This is a genomic window from Leptolyngbya iicbica LK, from assembly GCF_004212215.1.
Classification (GTDB): Bacteria; Cyanobacteriota; Cyanobacteriia; order Phormidesmidales; family Phormidesmidaceae; genus Halomicronema; species Halomicronema iicbica.
In genome coordinates, this window is record NZ_QVFV01000001.1 from 562,858 (window position 1) to 580,763 (window position 17,906).

Annotated in this window: 15 protein-coding genes; 11 read left to right on the forward strand and 4 right to left on the reverse strand. The window is 55.2% G+C overall.

Annotated features, from left to right (window positions below; translation table 11 throughout):
• Positions 1-241 precede the first annotated feature (241 nt).
• Together glgB and gghA are read left to right on the forward strand one after the other, a co-directional pair.
• Entirely contained in the window at positions 242-2,518 is a 2,277-nt protein-coding gene (gene glgB / locus DYY88_RS02370) for a 1,4-alpha-glucan branching protein GlgB (protein ID WP_039725255.1), read from the forward strand.
• A gap of 92 nt (positions 2,519-2,610) precedes the next feature.
• Positions 2,611-5,142 (forward strand): glucosylglycerol hydrolase, encoded by a 2,532-nt coding sequence (gene gghA, locus DYY88_RS02375; protein ID WP_039725256.1) that lies wholly within the window; start codon positions 2,611-2,613, stop codon positions 5,140-5,142.
• Positions 5,143-5,573: 431 nt separating this feature from the next.
• Here gghA and DYY88_RS02380 read toward each other — a convergent pair whose 3' ends face one another.
• Together DYY88_RS02380 and DYY88_RS23930 are read right to left on the reverse strand one after the other, a co-directional pair.
• Positions 5,574-6,149, reverse strand: a complete 576-nt coding sequence (locus tag DYY88_RS02380; RefSeq protein WP_039725257.1) for an SRPBCC family protein — start codon at positions 6,147-6,149, stop codon at positions 5,574-5,576.
• A 396-nt stretch (positions 6,150-6,545) separates the two neighbouring features.
• Positions 6,546-6,695 (reverse strand): hypothetical protein, encoded by a 150-nt coding sequence (locus DYY88_RS23930; protein WP_160299494.1) that lies wholly within the window; start codon positions 6,693-6,695, stop codon positions 6,546-6,548.
• 215 nt (positions 6,696-6,910) lie between these two features.
• Here DYY88_RS23930 and DYY88_RS02385 point away from each other — a divergent pair, with 215 nt between their 5' ends.
• Positions 6,911-8,752 (forward strand): DUF3352 domain-containing protein, encoded by a 1,842-nt coding sequence (locus tag DYY88_RS02385; RefSeq protein ID WP_160299495.1) that lies wholly within the window; start codon positions 6,911-6,913, stop codon positions 8,750-8,752.
• A 27-nt stretch (positions 8,753-8,779) separates the two neighbouring features.
• Here the strand turns inward: DYY88_RS02385 and DYY88_RS02390 are convergent, their stop codons facing one another.
• The gene (locus DYY88_RS02390; RefSeq protein ID WP_130199304.1) at positions 8,780-9,019 is read right to left on the reverse strand and encodes a hypothetical protein; all 240 of its coding nucleotides are present in this window, start codon (positions 9,017-9,019) and stop codon (positions 8,780-8,782) included.
• 132 nt (positions 9,020-9,151) lie between these two features.
• On the opposite strand from DYY88_RS02390, the gene DYY88_RS02395 reads away from it, so the two are divergent.
• From DYY88_RS02395 to DYY88_RS02405, 3 genes are all read left to right on the forward strand, one after another.
• The gene (locus tag DYY88_RS02395; RefSeq protein ID WP_039725259.1) at positions 9,152-10,423 is read left to right on the forward strand and encodes an NAD(P)/FAD-dependent oxidoreductase; all 1,272 of its coding nucleotides are present in this window, start codon (positions 9,152-9,154) and stop codon (positions 10,421-10,423) included.
• Between the two features lie 57 nt (positions 10,424-10,480).
• Positions 10,481-10,894, forward strand: coding sequence for a DoxX family protein (locus DYY88_RS02400; protein ID WP_039725260.1), 414 nt, complete (start codon positions 10,481-10,483; stop codon positions 10,892-10,894).
• Between the two features lie 344 nt (positions 10,895-11,238).
• A complete protein-coding gene (locus tag DYY88_RS02405) occupies positions 11,239-12,057 on the forward strand; it encodes a mechanosensitive ion channel family protein (protein WP_039725261.1) in 819 nt (272 codons plus the stop codon).
• Positions 12,058-12,306: 249 nt separating this feature from the next.
• Here the strand turns inward: DYY88_RS02405 and DYY88_RS02410 are convergent, their stop codons facing one another.
• Positions 12,307-12,738 (reverse strand): hypothetical protein, encoded by a 432-nt coding sequence (locus DYY88_RS02410; protein ID WP_039725262.1) that lies wholly within the window; start codon positions 12,736-12,738, stop codon positions 12,307-12,309.
• Positions 12,739-13,227: 489 nt separating this feature from the next.
• Between DYY88_RS02410 and DYY88_RS02415 the strand changes: the two genes are divergently transcribed.
• From DYY88_RS02415 to DYY88_RS02435, 5 genes are all read left to right on the forward strand, one after another.
• The gene (locus DYY88_RS02415) at positions 13,228-13,824 is read left to right on the forward strand and encodes a DUF4129 domain-containing protein (RefSeq protein WP_152624647.1); all 597 of its coding nucleotides are present in this window, start codon (positions 13,228-13,230) and stop codon (positions 13,822-13,824) included.
• The gene (locus DYY88_RS02420) at positions 13,821-14,948 is read left to right on the forward strand and encodes a DUF4350 domain-containing protein (protein ID WP_044150884.1); all 1,128 of its coding nucleotides are present in this window, start codon (positions 13,821-13,823) and stop codon (positions 14,946-14,948) included. Before DYY88_RS02415 ends, DYY88_RS02420 begins: the two co-directional genes overlap by 4 nt.
• 58 nt (positions 14,949-15,006) lie before the next feature.
• Positions 15,007-15,957, forward strand: a complete 951-nt coding sequence (locus tag DYY88_RS02425) for an AAA family ATPase (protein ID WP_039725264.1) — start codon at positions 15,007-15,009, stop codon at positions 15,955-15,957.
• A gap of 714 nt (positions 15,958-16,671) precedes the next feature.
• The gene (locus tag DYY88_RS02430) at positions 16,672-17,427 is read left to right on the forward strand and encodes a DUF4114 domain-containing protein (RefSeq protein WP_084606943.1); all 756 of its coding nucleotides are present in this window, start codon (positions 16,672-16,674) and stop codon (positions 17,425-17,427) included.
• 223 nt (positions 17,428-17,650) lie between these two features.
• Positions 17,651-17,788, forward strand: a complete 138-nt coding sequence (locus DYY88_RS02435) for a hypothetical protein (RefSeq protein WP_242517565.1) — start codon at positions 17,651-17,653, stop codon at positions 17,786-17,788.
• Positions 17,789-17,906: the final 118 nt, after the last annotated feature.

Genomic DNA, 17,906 nt, shown 5'->3' on the forward strand with positions numbered 1-17,906 from the left:
CCAGTCGATGGACCGCGATCGCAGTCCCCTGCGACGCTTGAAAGTAGTGGTAAAGTCGTCCTCATGATAGATGTCTGGAGCTATGTAAATTTCGTAAAACAACTACGATAGTTCTACTCTTAGCGTGGCTGGTAGTTTTCCAAAGGTGCCGCCATTTAATGGAGCAATGACAAACTGTTTTTTTGATTTGTCAGCCCAGCCATTTCTGCTTTAATTCACTGCAAACTAAATTTTTACTTATATGTCGACTGCATCCCTCTCTCCTGACCAGGTTTACAGCGTTGTTGAAAATCGCCATAACAATCCCTTCGAGGTGCTGGGCTCTCACGCTTTGACTTCTGCCGACGGCAACGGTAACGGTAACGGCGGCAGTAGTGGCTGGGTCGTCCGGGCCTACCTGCCAGAGGCCGAAGCAGCTTGGGTCATCCATCCCCAAGAGCGGCAAGAGTATCCCATGCAGTCGCTGCATCATCCGCACTTTTTTGAATGCGAGTTGCCCGGTGCCGAAGACCGCAACTACCGCATTAAGGTCAAAGAAAATGGGCATGAGCGGGTCATGCGCGACCCCTACGCCTTCAAGTCACCGCTGCTGACAGATTTTGACATTCATCTGTTCAACGAGGGCAACCATCACCTCATTTACGAAAAAATGGGGGCACACCCCGTTGAGGTGGACGGCGTCTCCGGGGTGTACTTCGCCGTTTGGGCTCCCAACGCCCGCAACATTTCCATTGTCGGCAACTTCAACAGTTGGGATGGTCGCCGCCACCAAATGCGCCGATTAAACGGGGGCGTTTGGGATTTGTTCATTCCCGAACTGTCAGTCGGCGAACTCTACAAATACGAAATCAAGAATGCTGAGGGGCACTTATACCTGAAGTCCGATCCCTACGGCTTTCAGCAGCAAGTTCGGCCTGATACCGCTTCCGTCGTGGCCGATCTGAGCTACGACTGGGGTGACCAAGATTGGCTAGAGCAGCGCCGCAATGCCGATCCCCAAGAACAGCCGATTTCTGTTTATGAAGTCCATCTGGGTTCTTGGATTCATGACGGCCTGGAAAATCGACCCGCCGATGGCAACGAACCCGTCGCGGTCGGTGACCAAAAGCCCGGCGCGCGCTTTTTGACCTATCGAGAGTTGGCTGATCGCCTCATTCCCTATGTGCAAGAGATGGGCTACACCCACATCGAAGTGTTGCCCGTGGCCGAGCACCCCTACGACGGCTCATGGGGCTATCAGGTGGCCGGACACTTTGCCCCTACCTCCCGCTTCGGCAGTCCCCAAGATTTCATGTACTTTGTGGATCAGTGCCATGCCCACGGCATTGGCGTGCTTGTGGACTGGGTGCCGGGTCACTTTCCGAAAGACAGCCACGGCTTGGCCTACTTTGACGGCAGCCATTTGTATGAGCATGCCGACCCGCGCAAGGGCGAACACAAAGAGTGGGGCACCCTGGTGTTCAACTATGGTCGCCACGAGGTGAAGAACTTCCTGATTTCGAATGCGCTGTTTTGGTTCGACAAATACCACATCGACGGCATTCGGGTGGACGCGGTCGCCTCGATGTTGTACCTCGACTACGATCGCAAAGACGGTGAGTGGGTGCCCAATCAATACGGCGGTAACGAAAACCTGGAAGTCGTAGAGTTCTTGCAGCAGTTAAACTTCCTGCTGTTTGGCTACTATCCCGGTGTCCTTTCCATTGCGGAAGAATCCACGGCCTGGCCCAATGTCTCCCGCCCTACCTATGTCGGCGGTCTCGGCTTCAATCTGAAGTGGAACATGGGCTGGATGCACGACATGCTCCACTATTTCCACGAAGACCCCATCCATCGGCGCTACCACCACAACAATGTGACCTTCTCGCTGTGGTATGCCTTCACCGAAAACTTCATGCTGGCGTTGTCCCACGATGAGGTAGTGCACGGCAAGGGGCATCTGTACCAAAAGATGCCCGGGGACGAGTGGCAAAAATTTGCCAACCTGCGATCGCTCTTTGCCTACATGTTTACCCATCCCGGCAAAAAGACCCTGTTCATGGGCATGGAGTTTGGTCAGACCACCGAGTGGAATGCCTGGCTAGATCTGAACTGGGGCCTGCTGGAGCAAAAGCCGCACCACCAACTCAAGCATCTGGTGGCCAACCTCAATACCTTGTACAAGCAGGAACCAGCGCTGTACACCGATGACTTTTCGGACAGCGGGTTTGAGTGGATTGAGTGCAACGACGCCGACAACAGCGTCGTCACCTTCATCCGTCGGGATAAAAATTCGGATCAGTTCATTGTGACGGTGTGCAACTTTACGCCCCAACCGCTGTACGACTATTGGGTGGGCGTGCCTCAGTCCGGCTACTACCGCGAACTGCTGAACACCGACGAGTCGCAATTCGGCGGCAGCAACATCACGAACGAAGGCGGCCAGCAAAGCCACCAGTGGGATCATCCCCGTTGGCCTCACGCCCTAGCCCTGACCCTGCCGCCCCTGGGCGTCGCTATCTTCAAGCTCGATCAGTAACGTTCATCATCGATGCCGCCCTTACAGAAAGTATGGGCGGCCCCAAAATTCCCAGCTCTGTTATTCATTTTTCTACAAAGGAAGGAAGGTTCATGGTTGCGACGGCTGCCCCCCGCATTCAACTGCTCGATCCAGAAACTCAAGCCTTAGTGGATTGGGCCGAGTCCGTACAGCAATCGGACGAAACGCTATACCACAAGGCGCAAACCCTCGCGACTCGACTGGGGGCGCACTATCGCGCCGATGGTCTGACCGAAATTGGCTTTTGGGCACCGGAGCTCGGGGCTGATATGGTGCAGCCCAAAAACATCTACCTGGAAATTTTCACCCCCAAAAAGAAAATTGATCCGAAGAAGGCGACGCAAAAGACGGTGTTTCGCCGGGATTATGTGGAACTGGTCAAGGACGGGGAGTATTTTTGGGGCGTGCTGTCGGGCATGAAAGCGGGCACCAAGGACGAGATTGGCTCGTTTTATTGGCTGCGCTATCTCGACATGAACACCGACGAAGTGCGGGTAATTGGCGACTGTCTGGCCTACTCTTTGCCCTATGGCGTGTATGCTCCGGCAGAACTGTATGACATGGGGCAGTTGCAGCGCGATCGCGCCGATCTGGACTATTTCACCCAGGGCGATGCCGACGAAAATGGCGTCATTCGGGTGCATCCGCCCACCAACATTTTGCAACTGCACGTCAACACCGCGTCCCCCAATGGTTACCTGAGCGGATTGACGGGGGTGTATCAGGCGATCGCCACCAAGCTCAAACAGCAAGAAGCGCTGACTCCCGCCGAGCAAAATTTCATTGGTTATGAGGCCGTGCAGTTGCTGCCCATCGAGCCGACCGTGGAATATCTGGGCGAGCACGAGTTGGGGCATGGCTTCTTCATCATGAGTGAAGACGACATGGGCGAGATGGACCCCGAAACCGCCGAGATTGAGCGGGAAGAGGGCGATGTGAAAGTCACCCTGAAAAAGCCCGACACCCAGAACTGGGGCTACGACATTGTCATTTTCGGCTGTTCCGCCACGAATCCTTCGGTACTGGAGACCCTGCGCCCCGACGAACTGGTGGAGTTCATTGAAACCCTGCACAACTTTCCCACCGGGCCAATCAAGGTCGTGTACGACATTGTGTACGGTCACGCCGACAACCAGGGCATTAACCTGCTGAACGGGCGCTTTCTCAAAGGGCCAAACATGTACGGGCAGGATATTAATCATCAAAATCCCACTGTGCGGGGCATCTTGCTAGAAATGCAGCGCCGCAAAAACAACACGGGCGTCGATGGCATTCGGGTTGATGGCGCGCAGGATTTCAAATTCTTCAATCCGCTGTCGGGGCGCGTGGAGTACGATGACAACTACCTCAGCGACATGGCCGAGGTGCTGCAAGAGGTTGGCGACAGCGTGCGACGGCCTTTTTCCATTTTTGAAGACGGTCGCCCCTGGCCCGCCGAAGGGTGGGAGGAAATTTCCACCTATCGCGACATCGTGGAATTCAAGCCCGACGCCTTCCAATGGGGGCCGCTGATTTTTGCCCACAATACCCCCAGCATTCGCCAGTTTTGGGATAAAAAGTGGCGACGCGTGACCGAACAAATGCAGGTCGGGGCCAACTGGATTACCGGCTGCGGCAACCATGACACCTTGCGGCGGGGCACCCAGGTTGATCCCGAGTTGGACATCAACTGGAATTTGGGCGAGGGCCTGCCGGAAGTTTTGAACAACGCCTACGACAATCCCGCGATCGCTCTCATGACCTATGGCTTCAGCCCCGGTTTGCCCATGGATTTCATCAACTGCACCATGCACGCGCCCTGGGGCTTCTTACGCAATACGGACGATCGCTACGGCGTCAAAGTCGTCTCAGAAGAAGCGGGCGGCTTCCTGGACTGGCAAATCATTCCTGAAACCTACGACTGGCCCAACATCTTCCCCCGGCTCAAAGCGATGGGCTTTGCCAAGTTGGGTGAGCTGCGCCAGTTTGTGAAGGGTTTGTATGACGCGATCGAAGACACCGACTACGACTTAGAAGAAGTGGCCCACTTATGCCAAGCCTTTATCGTGGCAGATCCGGAGTCGGATGCAGTGAAAGAAAAGGCGAAAACGCGCAAATCTGCCCAAGCCCTCCAAAAGCTGAATACGCCAGACAAATCGGCGATTTTGACCCAGCTGGATGTCAACAAGCTCAAAGACTTCGCCCAAAATTTCATGGAAGATGCCCATGAAATGTGTAACGTCTGGCTGCAAGAGGACGTGCTTCAGGCTGACCAGGTCGCCTATAACCTGGCGCTGCGACGGTTCCGTTTGGCGAATCCCTGGCTCCGGGAAAATCTCTCGAACCTGGATCGCTTCAATCGCATCAATACCGAGGCCCAAACCCTGTTTTATGGGTTGCGCACCGCGCCAGAAACCGCCGGTGGCAAATATCAGGTGGCGATGGTTACCCACATGGGGGGTGACCCGCTGGAAGTGACGCTTGGAGATTGGCTGCAAATTGATCTGGCGGACTGGCGGGTGGCGATCGCTTCGCCTGGGGTTGACCTCACGCCCGGCACGGCGATCCCCAAATCGTTCACGCTGTCGGACAGCCAAGCCGTGTTGCTAGAGCGTACTCATTAAAACTTAGGAATAGGAATTTGATTAAGTGTGAACAGCCGTCTCGGCTGTTCAAGCGCAGGCGAGATGCCTGGCCCGACAAAACTTGGATTTTATAAAATCCTAATTCCTTAGTCGGGGGTTTGGCACGTAACTGTTGAGCGTCAGGCTGCGGCTGCTCCCCCTCAATCCCCCTTAGCAAGGGGGACGCCAAACCAGAATATTCAGAGCCCCCTTGCCAAGGGGGCGGCGACAGCGGGGCTTGCGATCCCCGCTAAACTCATCCTTTGGCACTGCCAAACCCCTACTAGGGAGGCAGCTTTCCAGCATGTCCATAGGGACTGCAATCCTTGCCTGGGCTGACTAGAACTGGGCTATCCGCAATCTGTACAGGGGCGTCAGTTGAGCGTTATCGCGATCAGGCATAGACGCTAGAGGCCGGTGGGGCAATCCCCTTACCGACACAAGACTTTGCGCAGGTGCTCCATATTGCCGGGCAGGTCTTGGCGCATCCCTTGTTCAATCAAGAAGCCTGGTACGGGAATCAGGGGCGTGGCTTGCACCGCATAGGTCAGCAGGGTGCCGTTTTGCCAGTCTTGTAGGGTCAGGTCTGCCGCAAAGTCGTGAAAAGTTCCCTTTTCCAACCGAAACTGGATGCTGTGAGCGGGGTCTTCGTAAACCTTCAGGTAAATCTCGACTTCAGCGGCGATCGCCAAAAACGCCTTACAACCGACTTGGTAAAGCCGATGAACCTGGTCGTTAGAGGCTAAGACTTCGCTGCGCCGGATGTTAGGAAAAAACTCCGACCATCGCTCATATTGGGTTAACTGGGCCCAGAGGTCGGCGCGGCTAGCGGTGACATACATTTTGGCCCGCACGGACCCGCCCATCATGCCGTGGGGGGCCGTATCGATTAAAATCTGTCCCCGTCGCAGGGCGGCGGCTTGCTGCTCTGACTTGACGCGGGCCTGATTGCCAAACAAGAGTTGGGGTCGCCGAGAAGCGGTGATAAGCGATGCGCTACTGACCATAAATCTTCAGCTCCCAATAATAAATAGGCAAGTTTGGCGGAGGGCGCGCGGAGAGAATTGCGGATGAAGATAGTCGTAGTATCCCCTAAACGACATAAAAATTAGCAGAAGTCGAGCGAAATCAAGATGAAGTTTCTAATAAGTTCAACCGCGAAATTAACGGAGCAACGTAAATTTACGCCCTAGATTTCAGGGATAACCGCTGGTTGCCTCGTCCCGATACCGTGCAAATACGTGATTATCGGCTTAGCCATCATCATCCCGTCACCGCCCACCGTGTATACACAGGACTACGGGTGAGTCGCACTCAAGGCATCAGATGCCTCTCGGCTAGTATCGAGTCTACGCGACCCACAGATGCAATGGCCCCCTAGGTGGCGCGGCGTTTGACCCATGCTACCGCGCACCCAAATTTTCGGCCTTGCCAAAGTGCTGGTTTCCGACATGCCCATCGGGAATACGCAAGCGTCCGACTCGGTTTAAGCGATCGCTGAGCCCATACCAGTTGCCGGAGGCGATCGCGGCTCGGCACAAATTACTCAGCAAATGGACGTCTCATTCGGAAAAGTGTTTGCTAAAGTGTCAGAGCTGAAATGCGTCTGGGATCAGATGGGCGGCAAGATGAGCGGGCAAAACCGGGACCTTGCCTCCAGGCCCCCATCGCGATCGCGGGCTCAGGCCCGATCCAGCTGGGGCTCGCCCATCGGGCACACCTGAGATCATTCCCGGCACCTCCCTCCACTGCTGTAACTCGCGGCATTATGTTTGCAAAAAAACCGCCTCTTGTTGTCACGATTGGAACCACCAGCTTGCTGCTATTAGCCGGAGCGTTGGCCTACGGCGGCTTGCGGTGGCGCACCCTGCAAGCACGGGGCCTGCCAGCGGGGGTGAGGGCTGTGCCCCAGTCAGCCGTCGCGGCAGTGACCCTGTCCACCAATCCCGAGCAGTGGGATCAGATGCGGCAGTTTGGCACCCCCGAGACCCAAGCCACCTTTGACCAAAAGCTGGCGGAGTGGCGAGATCGCTGGCTGCGCCAATATGACCTTTCCTTTGCTGCCGACATTGCCCCCTGGGTGGGGCCAGAAGTCACGCTTGCGTGGGTGCCCCCCAATGCCGCCAGTTCGGACGCCGACCCCGGCGAGAACCTGGTCGGGGGGGAACAGCGGCTACTTTTGCTGCCGATCGCCGATCCAGAGGCCGCCCAAATTTCGGCCGCAGCGTTGCCCCTGGCCGCCACCGATGACAACTCAATTGAGTATCGCGGCGTTACCTTACATCAATTAGCATCCCCCGAAGCGGCGACTGACACGGTGTTTGTGGGCCTGCTGGGCACTCGCCTGATTCTCGTCGCCGAGGATGAAACCGTCGCTCAGCAAGCGATTGATGCCTACAAAGGGGGCAAAAATCTGGCCGACCTGGCGGAATATCGCCGCTCATTTGAGCAGATCGGCGTGACCCAAGCGTTCAGCAAACTGTACGTCAACATTCCCGCTGCGACGCGCTTGCTGGCCCAAACCTCACAACCCACGTTGCCCAGCACCCTGATCGAAAGCTTTCAAGAAACGCGCGGCCTGGCGGCGACGATCACCCTCGAAACGCAAGGGCTACAAGTCCGAAGTACCAGTTGGTTTGGTGAAGACAGCGATCGCACCTACGTGAATACCAACGTACCCGCCCAACTGCCCGACTATGTGCCCCGCGACACCCTCGTATTTGCTTCCGGGGGCAACTTTCAGCAGTTTTGGCAAGACCTCAGCGATCGCCGCAATTGGGGCGCTTTGACCGCCCTGAACCCCGACAACTTATCGCTGGCGCTGCAAGGCAGCACGGGGCTCACCCTGTCAGAAGATTTGCTGCCCTGGCTGCAGGGCGAGTTTGCCCTGGCGCTGGTGCCCCCTTCCATGGACCGCGTGCAGGATGATGCCACGCCCCTGCCCAACCCGAGTTTGGTAGCGCTGGCCCAGGTGAGCGATCGCCTCGCCGCTGAGCAAGCCTTTGCCCAACTGGATGACGTGGTAGAAAACCGCTATCGCTTTACCATCAGCGACGAGTCCGCTGGCGAAGTGGAATTAGTCCGCTGGACTTCGCCCTTCGAGTCCACCATGCTGTCGCGCGGATGGTTGGATAGCAGCATCGCGTTTTTGGCCCTGGGGGTCGGGACGGATGAAACGATCGTGCCCCAGCCGCGTCGCTCCCTAGCCCAGTCGCCGCTGTTTCAACTCACAACTGGCGATGCACCCTATCCCAACAACGGTTACTTTTTCGTCAACCTCAAGGCGCTGACCCAAACCGAAGGTAATTTGTTTGTACCTGATTTACCCGTCGAAAATCAGGGAGTCTTGAAGGCGATCGAAGCCCTCGGCGTGACCGCCACCGTACTCGATGAGCAACGTTTGCGGTATGACTTGTATCTGGTCTTGACGCGGGGCAATCGACCGGGACCATTGCCGAGCAGTCCAGCGGCAGAGTCCAGCGAGTCGCCGGCCAGCGAATCACCGGAAGCCGGGACTGAAGCCACTGAAGAAAGCGAATCCACTGAACCGTCAGAGGCAGAATCATCCCCCGCTGATGCGGCCCCCTCAGACCCTCCCGCCAACGAATAGGCACCCTCTCGGGGAAAACCTCGCCCCTCACGGTGGGATGCCTCCAGTTCGTGATGGATGGTATTGCTGCGGACTCAGCATCGTGCAACCCCCCGGTCGACGACATCTCCGCACCAGGTCGGGAACCGCTGAGACGGCGGCTTTCACATACTTAAGCCCCATCCCTTTTTCGACCATTCCTGTTGCAGCCACGGCCTGAGCGCTGGTGGCCTCATGACAGTCGTTCGGCATAATGCGATGAATCGTGACCGCGTAGAACCCAGGCACCGCAATTGGGGACTCTATGAACAGACTCAGCCGCACCGATCGCGGAATATCTATCGGTTAGCCGATTCTCAGAAGCGGTGCTTTACTTAAGTTAATATTTAGATTCTCTTTTGGATTAGGGGCAACGCTGCCATGACTATCCGCTCCCCATCCCCCCAGCGCGATCGCATCGTCATTATTGGCGCGGGTTTTGGCGGCTTTCAGGCGGCGCAGTCTTTGGCTGGGGCCGCTGCAGAAGTCTTGTTAATTGACCGCAATAACTACCACACGTTCGTGCCGCTGCTCTATCAGGTCGCGACCGCCCAGCTAGAGCCCAGTCTGGTGGCGTATCCCGTGCGGACCAAGCTGCGGGGCATGCACAATGTGCGCTTTTTGCAGGCCGAGGTCAAGCGCGTCGATTTTCATCACAAGCTGGTGGATTTAGGGGACAACCTGATTCCGTATGACTATTTAGTCGTCGCAACGGGGGCGACCTTTCACGACTATGGCGTGCCAGGCGTCGCCGAACATGCCTTTACGCTCAAGAGTTTGCGCGATGCGTTGCGACTGCGTAATCACGTGCTCCAGTGTTGTGAGCAAGCGGCGTTTACGAGCGATGACCAAGAACGTCAGCGACTGATGACGTTTGCGATCGTGGGGGGCGGCGCAACTGGCGTCGAGCTGGCGGGCGCCCTGGCCGAATGGCTGCGGGGAGCCGTGCGTCGCGATTTTCCAGAGTTAACGAACTGGGGCCGCGTGGTGCTGTTGCAATCAGGTTCTAGCTTGTTGCCTGAGTTTTCGCAGCGGTTAGGCAACTACACCCATCGCCACCTCGGGCGGTTAGGCGTGCAGGTTCATCTCAATGCCAAGGTGACGGCGTGCTCTGACCAGGGGATTGAGTTGTCTGACGGTGACGCGATCGCGGCTGCCACCGTGGTGTGGGCGGCTGGGGTCACGGCAAATCCTCCGACGCTGGCCCAGCCCAGCCATCAAAAAGCCAAGGGCAAACTGGCACTGCGAGAGACGCTGCAACTCGTTGAGCATGACAACGTGTATGCAATCGGCGATGTGGCCTACTTTGAGCAGTCTGGTGAGGCCTTGGCTGGTGTCGCCCCCGCAGCCTTGCAGCAAGGAGTCGCGGTAGCGCGTAATCTGCGGCGACAACTGGCTAGCGAGTCGCCCCGTCCCTTTCGCTATCTGAATAAAGGACGCTTGGCGATCATCGGCGGCTACGGCGGGGTCGGGTCAGTGCTGGGGATCAACTTTGGCGGCTGGCTGGCCTGGTTGATGTGGCTGTTGGTGCATGTGGTTTATCTGCCAGGGTATCGGAGCCGACTTTTGGTCTTGCTCACCTGGGTGCAAAACTACATCATGGGCGATCGCGCCCTGCGTCAGCTATCGGCCCAGACTTATTTCAAGTCTTGAGCCGTCAAAGATGGAAACCTGGCTTGAATTGTTTGCAGTGTTATTGAGGTATCTTCGATGAAATATTTACCCTTAGTGGCTCGTATTGCGTTAGCCCTAGTGTTTCTGAATGCAGGCATTAAGCATTTGATGGGCTTTTCGGGATTTGCTGACATGATTGGTCAGACTTTGCCGCTGGCTCCGCTACTCGCGATCGGCACGATTGTGTTTCAACTATTAGGAGCGGCTTCTTTGATTTTTGGCTACAAAGTCAACATTGGAGCCACCCTCTTAATTTTGTTCCTGATTCCGGCGACGCTGATTTATCACAATCCACTGGTAGACAGTGCTGAATTAACTGCCTTTCTCAAGAACTTAGGTCTGATTGGCGGCCTATTGTTGGTGATTTACATAGGAGCAGGAGCCGCAAGTGTCGATGGTCAAACTAAGCGACCTGAGCAGCCCCGAGAAATGACGCCTTCGGGACGTTAATAGCGATGGTTAATGGTGTCTTTGCGGTGATCGTAAGCGCACCATTTATTTAGGGATTGAGGCATTCAAGAACGATTGACTCATCCCTCTTTGAGGAGCACCATTTTATTGACTAACCAGCCTTAGATGGCTCACTCAAATTCTCAATAATCTCAGAATCCTGCTTCTCAATGCCTGTTGGAAGCAGGATTTTTTATTCTTAGAATCATCGACTGATCTAACCATTGAAAAGTCTAATGCAGATCATGAAATCTATCCTTTAGAGGATTAATTCAGGGGCTGTCTAGCCTTTAATAGCTTTTGGCGTATACATCAAACACAACGTAAAAGAAGGACAATTATCGATGCAAGAGATTCCCGAATATCTGCAAACTGCAGTTGATATGATTACGCGGTTGGGCCTGAATGTATTGGCGGCGATCGCGATTTTTATTGTCGGGCGATGGATTGCAAAAGCCGTGCGACGGTTCTTTCGTCGGATGTTGAGCAAAAATAATACCGACCCCACGCTGGCTAGCTTTACCGCCAATCTCGCCTATTATTCAGCCCTCACGGTAACCATCATCGCAGCCCTCAGTCGGGTTGGGGTGCAAACGGCTTCACTAGTGGCCGTTGTCGGTGCGGCGGGTCTCGCGATCGGCCTCGCGTTAGAAGGATCGCTGGCAAACTTTGCAGCAGGCGTCTTACTCATTTTATTTCGTCCCTTTAAGGTCGGTGACTTTGTGGAAGCAGCGGGCGTAGTCGGAACCGTGCAAGAAATTCAACTCTTTTCCACTCGACTGAAAACCCCAGAAGGCAAGCGCGTAATCTTGCCAAATTCCATGGTGACAGGCGATAAAATTGTCAATAATTCTGCCGAAGGTACGCTGCGGGTCGATATGGTAATTGGCGTTTCCTATGATGCGGATATTGACCAGACTCGACAGATCATTACTGAGGTGGTCGAGGCTGATCCCTATGTTTTAAGTGACCCGGCACCGATTGTTCGCGTCACCGAATTGGCTGATAGTAGCGTCAACTTTGCAGTGCGTCCGTGGACGGAAGCTGCCCACTATTTAGATGTCTATTTCAACGTGCAGGAAAACGTGAAAAAGCGGCTAGATGCTGAAGGAATCTCGATTCCATTCCCCCAACAGGAAATTCGCCTGTTTCAGCAAAACTAAGTTGAGCAAATGGAAGGCCTTTCAGTTTTTCGAATGCTCCGAATTTTCCCATTCCTTTTGCCAGCATTCAATTGCTGATTGCCAAAAGTGTGGGTGTAACCGTGAAAAGTCCCACCGCCTCACAGCATCAAGTGCTGGGGAAACAGTGGGACTTTAAAGTGTCAAAAATGGTGGAATTAATGAGTGACCCGGCGATGGGCAACGGCGGTGACTTTGGCCGATCAAGCGCTCAGAAGAAAACAGCGATCGCTAATTTTCGTCATCTCCCGGGGGCAGCACTTCCACCGAAACGTCGACGGCCTCGCCGGAGCGATTGCCATCGGTCACATCCACAGCATTCACTTCCACCGTTCCCTCAGGCGTAAAGCGAGCAAACCCTTGCTTACTTACTTGCAGTTGGGTACGGCAGTTAGGACATACGGTTTGCGTGTTTCGGATGCCCGCTAACTGGGTCTCACACACCGGACAGTTGCCTTCGATTAGATTGCGCTTGAGCCACCAGCGAAAGCCAAAATAGGCCAACACAGGCGTCACCAAAATCAACACGACGATGAAGGCGATCGATTTCACAATCCAACCCAAGCCGATCGCACTGAGCAGCCACACGACCCCCAGCACAGTGAGCCAGCAGCCCAGCCCAGAAAAGTTGATTTGATAGTTATTGGATCCTTGTGGATACACGCTACTGTCCTCATGCCACGGCGGGCGTCTGATCGCGACGCAGTGCCCTCAAGGCGCAGGCCCGATCTCAGGAAGGGCGATCGCGCTGACGGCTAGTTTATAGCCTAGTTCACATTGTTGTGGGGCGAGCGGTGGGATGTCCGAACGTTAAGGAAGCGTGGGTGGGTGGTGGAGTGGGTGGGTGTGAGGGTGTGAGGGGGGTTGGGTGGCAGGGTGGTTGGGTGTGAGGGTGAGGAAAATGGTTCAGCAAAGGCAATAACCGGACAAAAGCGGGGGGTTGAATGAGTTGGCACGGCCGTCTCGGCGGTTCATCAACAGGTACATTTATTCATCCACAGGCATATGTCTGCTTAAATCACTGTCCCGGCTGTCTCAAGACGGCGGGCGGACATTACGCTTCGTTACTAAGTGGCGGTGGGGATGGGGTGAGCCTCGCGATCGCTCGAATCGTTGAGTAAATTGGTGAAGACGTTGTTTGGCGAGTGGGTGATGGCAGAGGCCTCCTCCATCCAGCAAAGTAGCTTGCCCTGGCAATTGCGGCAGGCGGGTAAAAATCTGTCGGAATGGATTCAGTTGCGGCTGTCGCAATGGGAAGCAGAAGACACTGGCCCCCCGCCAAACTTTGAATTTCCGGCTTGGTTAGGGCAATTTTTATTCTGGCTATTGGTCATCGGGGTGGTCGGCTGGTTGGCGTGGTTGATCGTGCAATTGTTGGATAACTATCTCGGAGAGCGGAGCGATCGCCCCGCATCGCCCAAAGTTGACTTTATTCCCCCCCCCGAACAACACACCGTGGCGGCTTGGCTGCGGCGTGCCCAGCAGTTTGAGCGCGAGGGCAACTGGCGCGAGGCCTGTCGGGCGTTATACATGGCGGCTTTGCAACTGCTCCACGATCGCGAGTGGATTCCCCATCAACCGAGCCGCACCGATGGTGAGTATTTGCGCGCCGTTCAAACGTTGCAGCGCCCCCGCCCGCTACAAATGCTGATTCGCACCCACGAGCGATCGCTGTTTGGCGGCGAGCCCCTAGCGGCGGATAACGTTCAGCGCTGTCGCCAAGCCTATGAGGAGATTGCCCAGCGATGAGTGCCGTCCCCCTGTTGAAAAATCGCTACGTGCGCCTGGCGATCGTGGCGCTGGTGTTGCTGTTTTTCGGACTGGTGTTACTCGCGCCCGCCACCGGACAAAAGACCAGCGGCTCGACCTATAACCGCGCCCCCGAGGGCTATTTGGGCTGGTATGCCTATATGGAAACCCAGGGCACGCCAGTGCAGCGCTGGCGGCGGCCAGTGGCGGAGTTGCTAGAGCAGCCGTCCGGGGATGGCCCGCAAACCTTGATCCGTATTTATCCCGGTATGGTGGACGCTTACCAAGCGTGGGATCGCAACTGGCTGGATCCTTGGTTAGCCGCGGGCAACACATTCATCGCCCTAGGCGTGGATGCCGCGATAGTTGAAGCCCCCTTTACGTCGCGACTGGCGAGCGAGTTTGGGGAGGTGGTGATCAAAACTCGGCGGCGAACCAACCTGGCCATGAATAGCGATCGCAACCTATTGGGCGATGCCTACGGGGCCGTCGTGTGGGAGCGAACGGATAACGAAAATGGGCGCTTTGTGGTGGCCCTGACGCCGCACCTGGCGGCGAATGCGTACCAAGCAGAACCGGGCAACTACGCTTTTTTGGCCGACCTAGCGGCCCAGGCGGGCGGCCCCATTTGGGTGGATGAATACCTGCACGGCTTTAAGGAAGCGGATGTCATTGTCGCCGAAACGGTCAACACCTGGGGCGCGTACCTGGCCCGCACGCCCGTCAAAATTGCGTTGATTCAAATGGCCATCGTGCTAGCGATTTTCTTGCTGGCGCAAAATCGGCGGTTGGGCAATCTCTCCACCGTCAAACGCCCCCCGGTGGATAACAGCCAAGCTTATATTGAGGCGCTGGCAGCAGTGTTGCACAAGGCAGAAAGCACGGCCTTTCTGGTGGCGATGCTGACCAAAGCGGAGCGATCGCGGTTGCAAGCGGCCCTCGGCTTTCACACGGCCAATATTGACGACCGCACCTTGCAAGACGCCTGGACCCAGCAAACGGGCCAATCGCCAGACCTACTGACATCGTTGACGGCTCCCCCTTCCCCCACCAAAGGGGCAGATACCGCCCTCAAGCGTTGGCTCGAAACCTTGCACCGCATTCGCCAAACGCCCATTCGCTAGTCTTAGCGATTACCCGTCGTACCGATTACAATCAGTTGTCTCTCTTCAGGCCGCCTTTATGAATGATCTCCAAGGGCAAATTCGTCAAATTGGTCAAACCCTGAGCCAAGTGGTGGTAGGGCAAACCGACGTGATTGATCAACTGCTGGTGGCCCTGCTATCCGGGGGGCACGTCATTTTAGAAGGCGTCCCGGGCACAGGCAAAACCCTGATGGTCAAGGTCTTGGCGCGGCTGATTCAGGCGGACTTTTGTCGCATTCAGTTGACGCCCGACATCTTGCCCTCCGACATCCTGGGCACAAATGTGTTTGACCTCAACACCCGCGACTTCACCCTCAAAAAAGGCCCTGTTTTTACCCAAGTCTTACTCGCCGACGAGGTCAACCGCACCCCGCCAAAAACCCAGGCCGCCCTGCTCGAAGCGATGGAAGAGCAGCAGGTCACCCTGGACGGCACCGGCCACACGCTGCCCGATCTCTTTTGGGTCATCGCCACCCAAAACTCCCTCGAATTTGAAGGCACCTATCCCTTGCCTGAGGCTCAGCTCGATCGCTTCCTCTTCAAACTGTTGGTCAACTATCCCGACCCCCAAGCCGAAAAGCAGATGCTGAAAAATACCCAGTCTGGATTTGAAGCACGGCGCCTCAATATCCAAAACCTCAAAGCGATCGCCAGCGAAAAGGCCATCCTCGCGGCGCGGCAAGCGGTGAAACAAATCAAAGTCGAAGAGCAAATTTTGGACTATCTGCTCGCCCTCACTCAAAAAACCCGCCAGTCTCGCGATCTCTCCCTCGGCGCGTCGCCCCGGTCTTCGGTGAGTTGGTTGCAGGCCAGCAAAGCCCATGCCTGGCTACATGGCCAAGACTATGTCACCCCCGACAATGTGAAAGCGATCGCCCCACCCCTCTTGCGCCACCGCCTGATTCTCGGCCCCGAAGCCCAGCTCGATGGCCTCACCACCGACGCCGTCATCACTGCGTTGCTCCAACAAGTGCCCGTTCCTCGATGAAGGGAATACAAGTGGATGACATCAGAACCGTATTAATGGGCGAATAGTGTAATGGTACGGCAGAGTGAATAGATGAATGGGCTGGCAAGCGCCCTCATGTTGTGCCGCTGCTGTCAGAACGCCCTGAAAATTTCTCGTTTGACCGCCGCCGTCAAAATCACGCTGGCCTGGCGCTCTCAAAAACGTCCAAGCTGTCTGCGATCACCCTGCAGACTCTCTAGTTCTATGGGCTCAAGCATTCCCAAAAGTTCCATGTGCCCGACTCGCAGAGCCCGTCCGAAACAGTCGATAGACGGCTGATCTGTCCTCGGCAGGCATGCGGAAAAGCCATTGCAATGCCCCTGCCGGGAGACTGCTAATGCTTACACATAGCAAGTCAGCCCTTGCGTAATAATACATAGGATATTGTGTGTCTCCTCCCAAAAAAACGGACATTTTCAGTACTTGTTTTTGGCCTACAGTAAAGTTCCAGAGCCTTTCAATAAAGTTTCGCCAAAGCTGACTGTAGTTTCATGGGCAAAGCCAGACTGAGGTATTAATTTGGATGTGTTGTTTTTAAGTAGAAATACTTTTCTGAGTGTTCGATTTTTTCAGGAATGTGTGACTTACAGTCAAGCAACTAGGTACGGTGCATCGACAGCTACCTGAACCGATTCGGTCGCATCTAACTTATCTACTCAACTCAACACTGATTTTTTGTTCAAGGAGACTTCCATGCCATCACTATCTATGCTCTCGAAGGCTTGTGGGGCGATCGCAACAGTGGCAATGCTGACTACGGCATTGTCTTCCACAGCCAACGCTCAGGTCAATTTCGGCAGGTCTAGCGATGGACCAGGCGCGAGCTTGCAAGAGCAACTCGACGCACTAAACGCCGGCATTGATACGGAGAATGATGAGTCGGGTGCCGAAACCTTCCAAACGATTGGTAAAGGGGTGCGGTCATTTCTATTGTTTGAGATTGCTGGTTTTGCTCCCTTTAATACCGTTGGTATTTACAACAGCAACGGTGACATGAAAGAACTATTTACTGGAGCTGATGGCAACGATGGGGCGACTCGCTCTCGAAGAATTGGCAAAAATGAATTGTCCAATGATGGTTTCGACCAATTCGGTATGTATCTGACCAATAAAAGAGGGCAGACTTTCTACTCTGAAGTTTCTAAAAATAGTGACGGTCATGATTACTTTCTAGCTTATCAGGGGTCTGGGCAGCGGCTGGAAAACATTGACGGTGACTTAAATCCCAATAAAAATGGTGATCAGACTCGAATTCGCCTGAAAACTACCGACTACTTATTTGCTTGGGAAGATCTTCCCTGGTCTAGCTCAGATAAAGACTACAACGACTTTGTCGGCATCATCCGCAATGTTGAAGTGTCAGAAGATGTTCCCGAACCTGCTAGCATGCTGGGCTTGGCAGTCGTTGCTGGAGGGGCCATTGCCCTCCGTCGTCGTCAAACAGCTTAAAGTGTTGACTGATCGATCCCTCTATTAACAACTGTAAAGAGTTGAGCCACAAAATGGCTCAACTCTTTTTTTACACAATTCAGGTATTTCGCGGCGAATATAGCCGCACTCAATCTTTACGCACTGATTTCACTGTTGGGGTGGGGCTTGTAGGTGCTGGATGCTTCAAGCAGCGAACTCTTAGTTAGACCATACAATTGCTTGCAGAGTATCGCTCTCTGTAATGCGTAAGAACAGCGTTCCCCAATTACCCCACCCCTCGCGCCACCGCCTCATTCTCGGCCCCGAAGCCCAGCTCGATGGCCTCACCACCGACGCCGTTATCACCGCACTACTTCAACAGGTGCCTGTGCCTCGCTAATCGTCATGTCCCTGAGACAGAGGCACCCGGTCCCTTGGCCTTAGCCACAGGGTATCGGGGCACCCGGTCCCTGCCGGATGCCTGGAGCGATCGGTTGGGGCTATTTTCAGCGCAATGG

Coding starts and splice junctions, on each gene's coding strand:
- glgB (WP_039725255.1), top strand. CDS start 242: ATGTCGACTGCATCCCTCTCTCCTGACCAGGTTTACAGCGTTGTTGAA.
- gghA (WP_039725256.1), top strand. CDS start 2,611: ATGGTTGCGACGGCTGCCCCCCGCATTCAACTGCTCGATCCAGAAACT.
- DYY88_RS02380 (WP_039725257.1), bottom strand. CDS start 6,149: ATGGTCAGTAGCGCATCGCTTATCACCGCTTCTCGGCGACCCCAACTC.
- DYY88_RS02385 (WP_160299495.1), top strand. CDS start 6,911: ATGTTTGCAAAAAAACCGCCTCTTGTTGTCACGATTGGAACCACCAGC.
- DYY88_RS02395 (WP_039725259.1), top strand. CDS start 9,152: ATGACTATCCGCTCCCCATCCCCCCAGCGCGATCGCATCGTCATTATT.
- DYY88_RS02400 (WP_039725260.1), top strand. CDS start 10,481: ATGAAATATTTACCCTTAGTGGCTCGTATTGCGTTAGCCCTAGTGTTT.
- DYY88_RS02405 (WP_039725261.1), top strand. CDS start 11,239: ATGCAAGAGATTCCCGAATATCTGCAAACTGCAGTTGATATGATTACG.
- DYY88_RS02415 (WP_152624647.1), top strand. CDS start 13,228: ATGGCAGAGGCCTCCTCCATCCAGCAAAGTAGCTTGCCCTGGCAATTG.
- DYY88_RS02420 (WP_044150884.1), top strand. CDS start 13,821: ATGAGTGCCGTCCCCCTGTTGAAAAATCGCTACGTGCGCCTGGCGATC.
- DYY88_RS02425 (WP_039725264.1), top strand. CDS start 15,007: ATGAATGATCTCCAAGGGCAAATTCGTCAAATTGGTCAAACCCTGAGC.
- DYY88_RS02430 (WP_084606943.1), top strand. CDS start 16,672: ATGCCATCACTATCTATGCTCTCGAAGGCTTGTGGGGCGATCGCAACA.
- DYY88_RS02435 (WP_242517565.1), top strand. CDS start 17,651: ATGCGTAAGAACAGCGTTCCCCAATTACCCCACCCCTCGCGCCACCGC.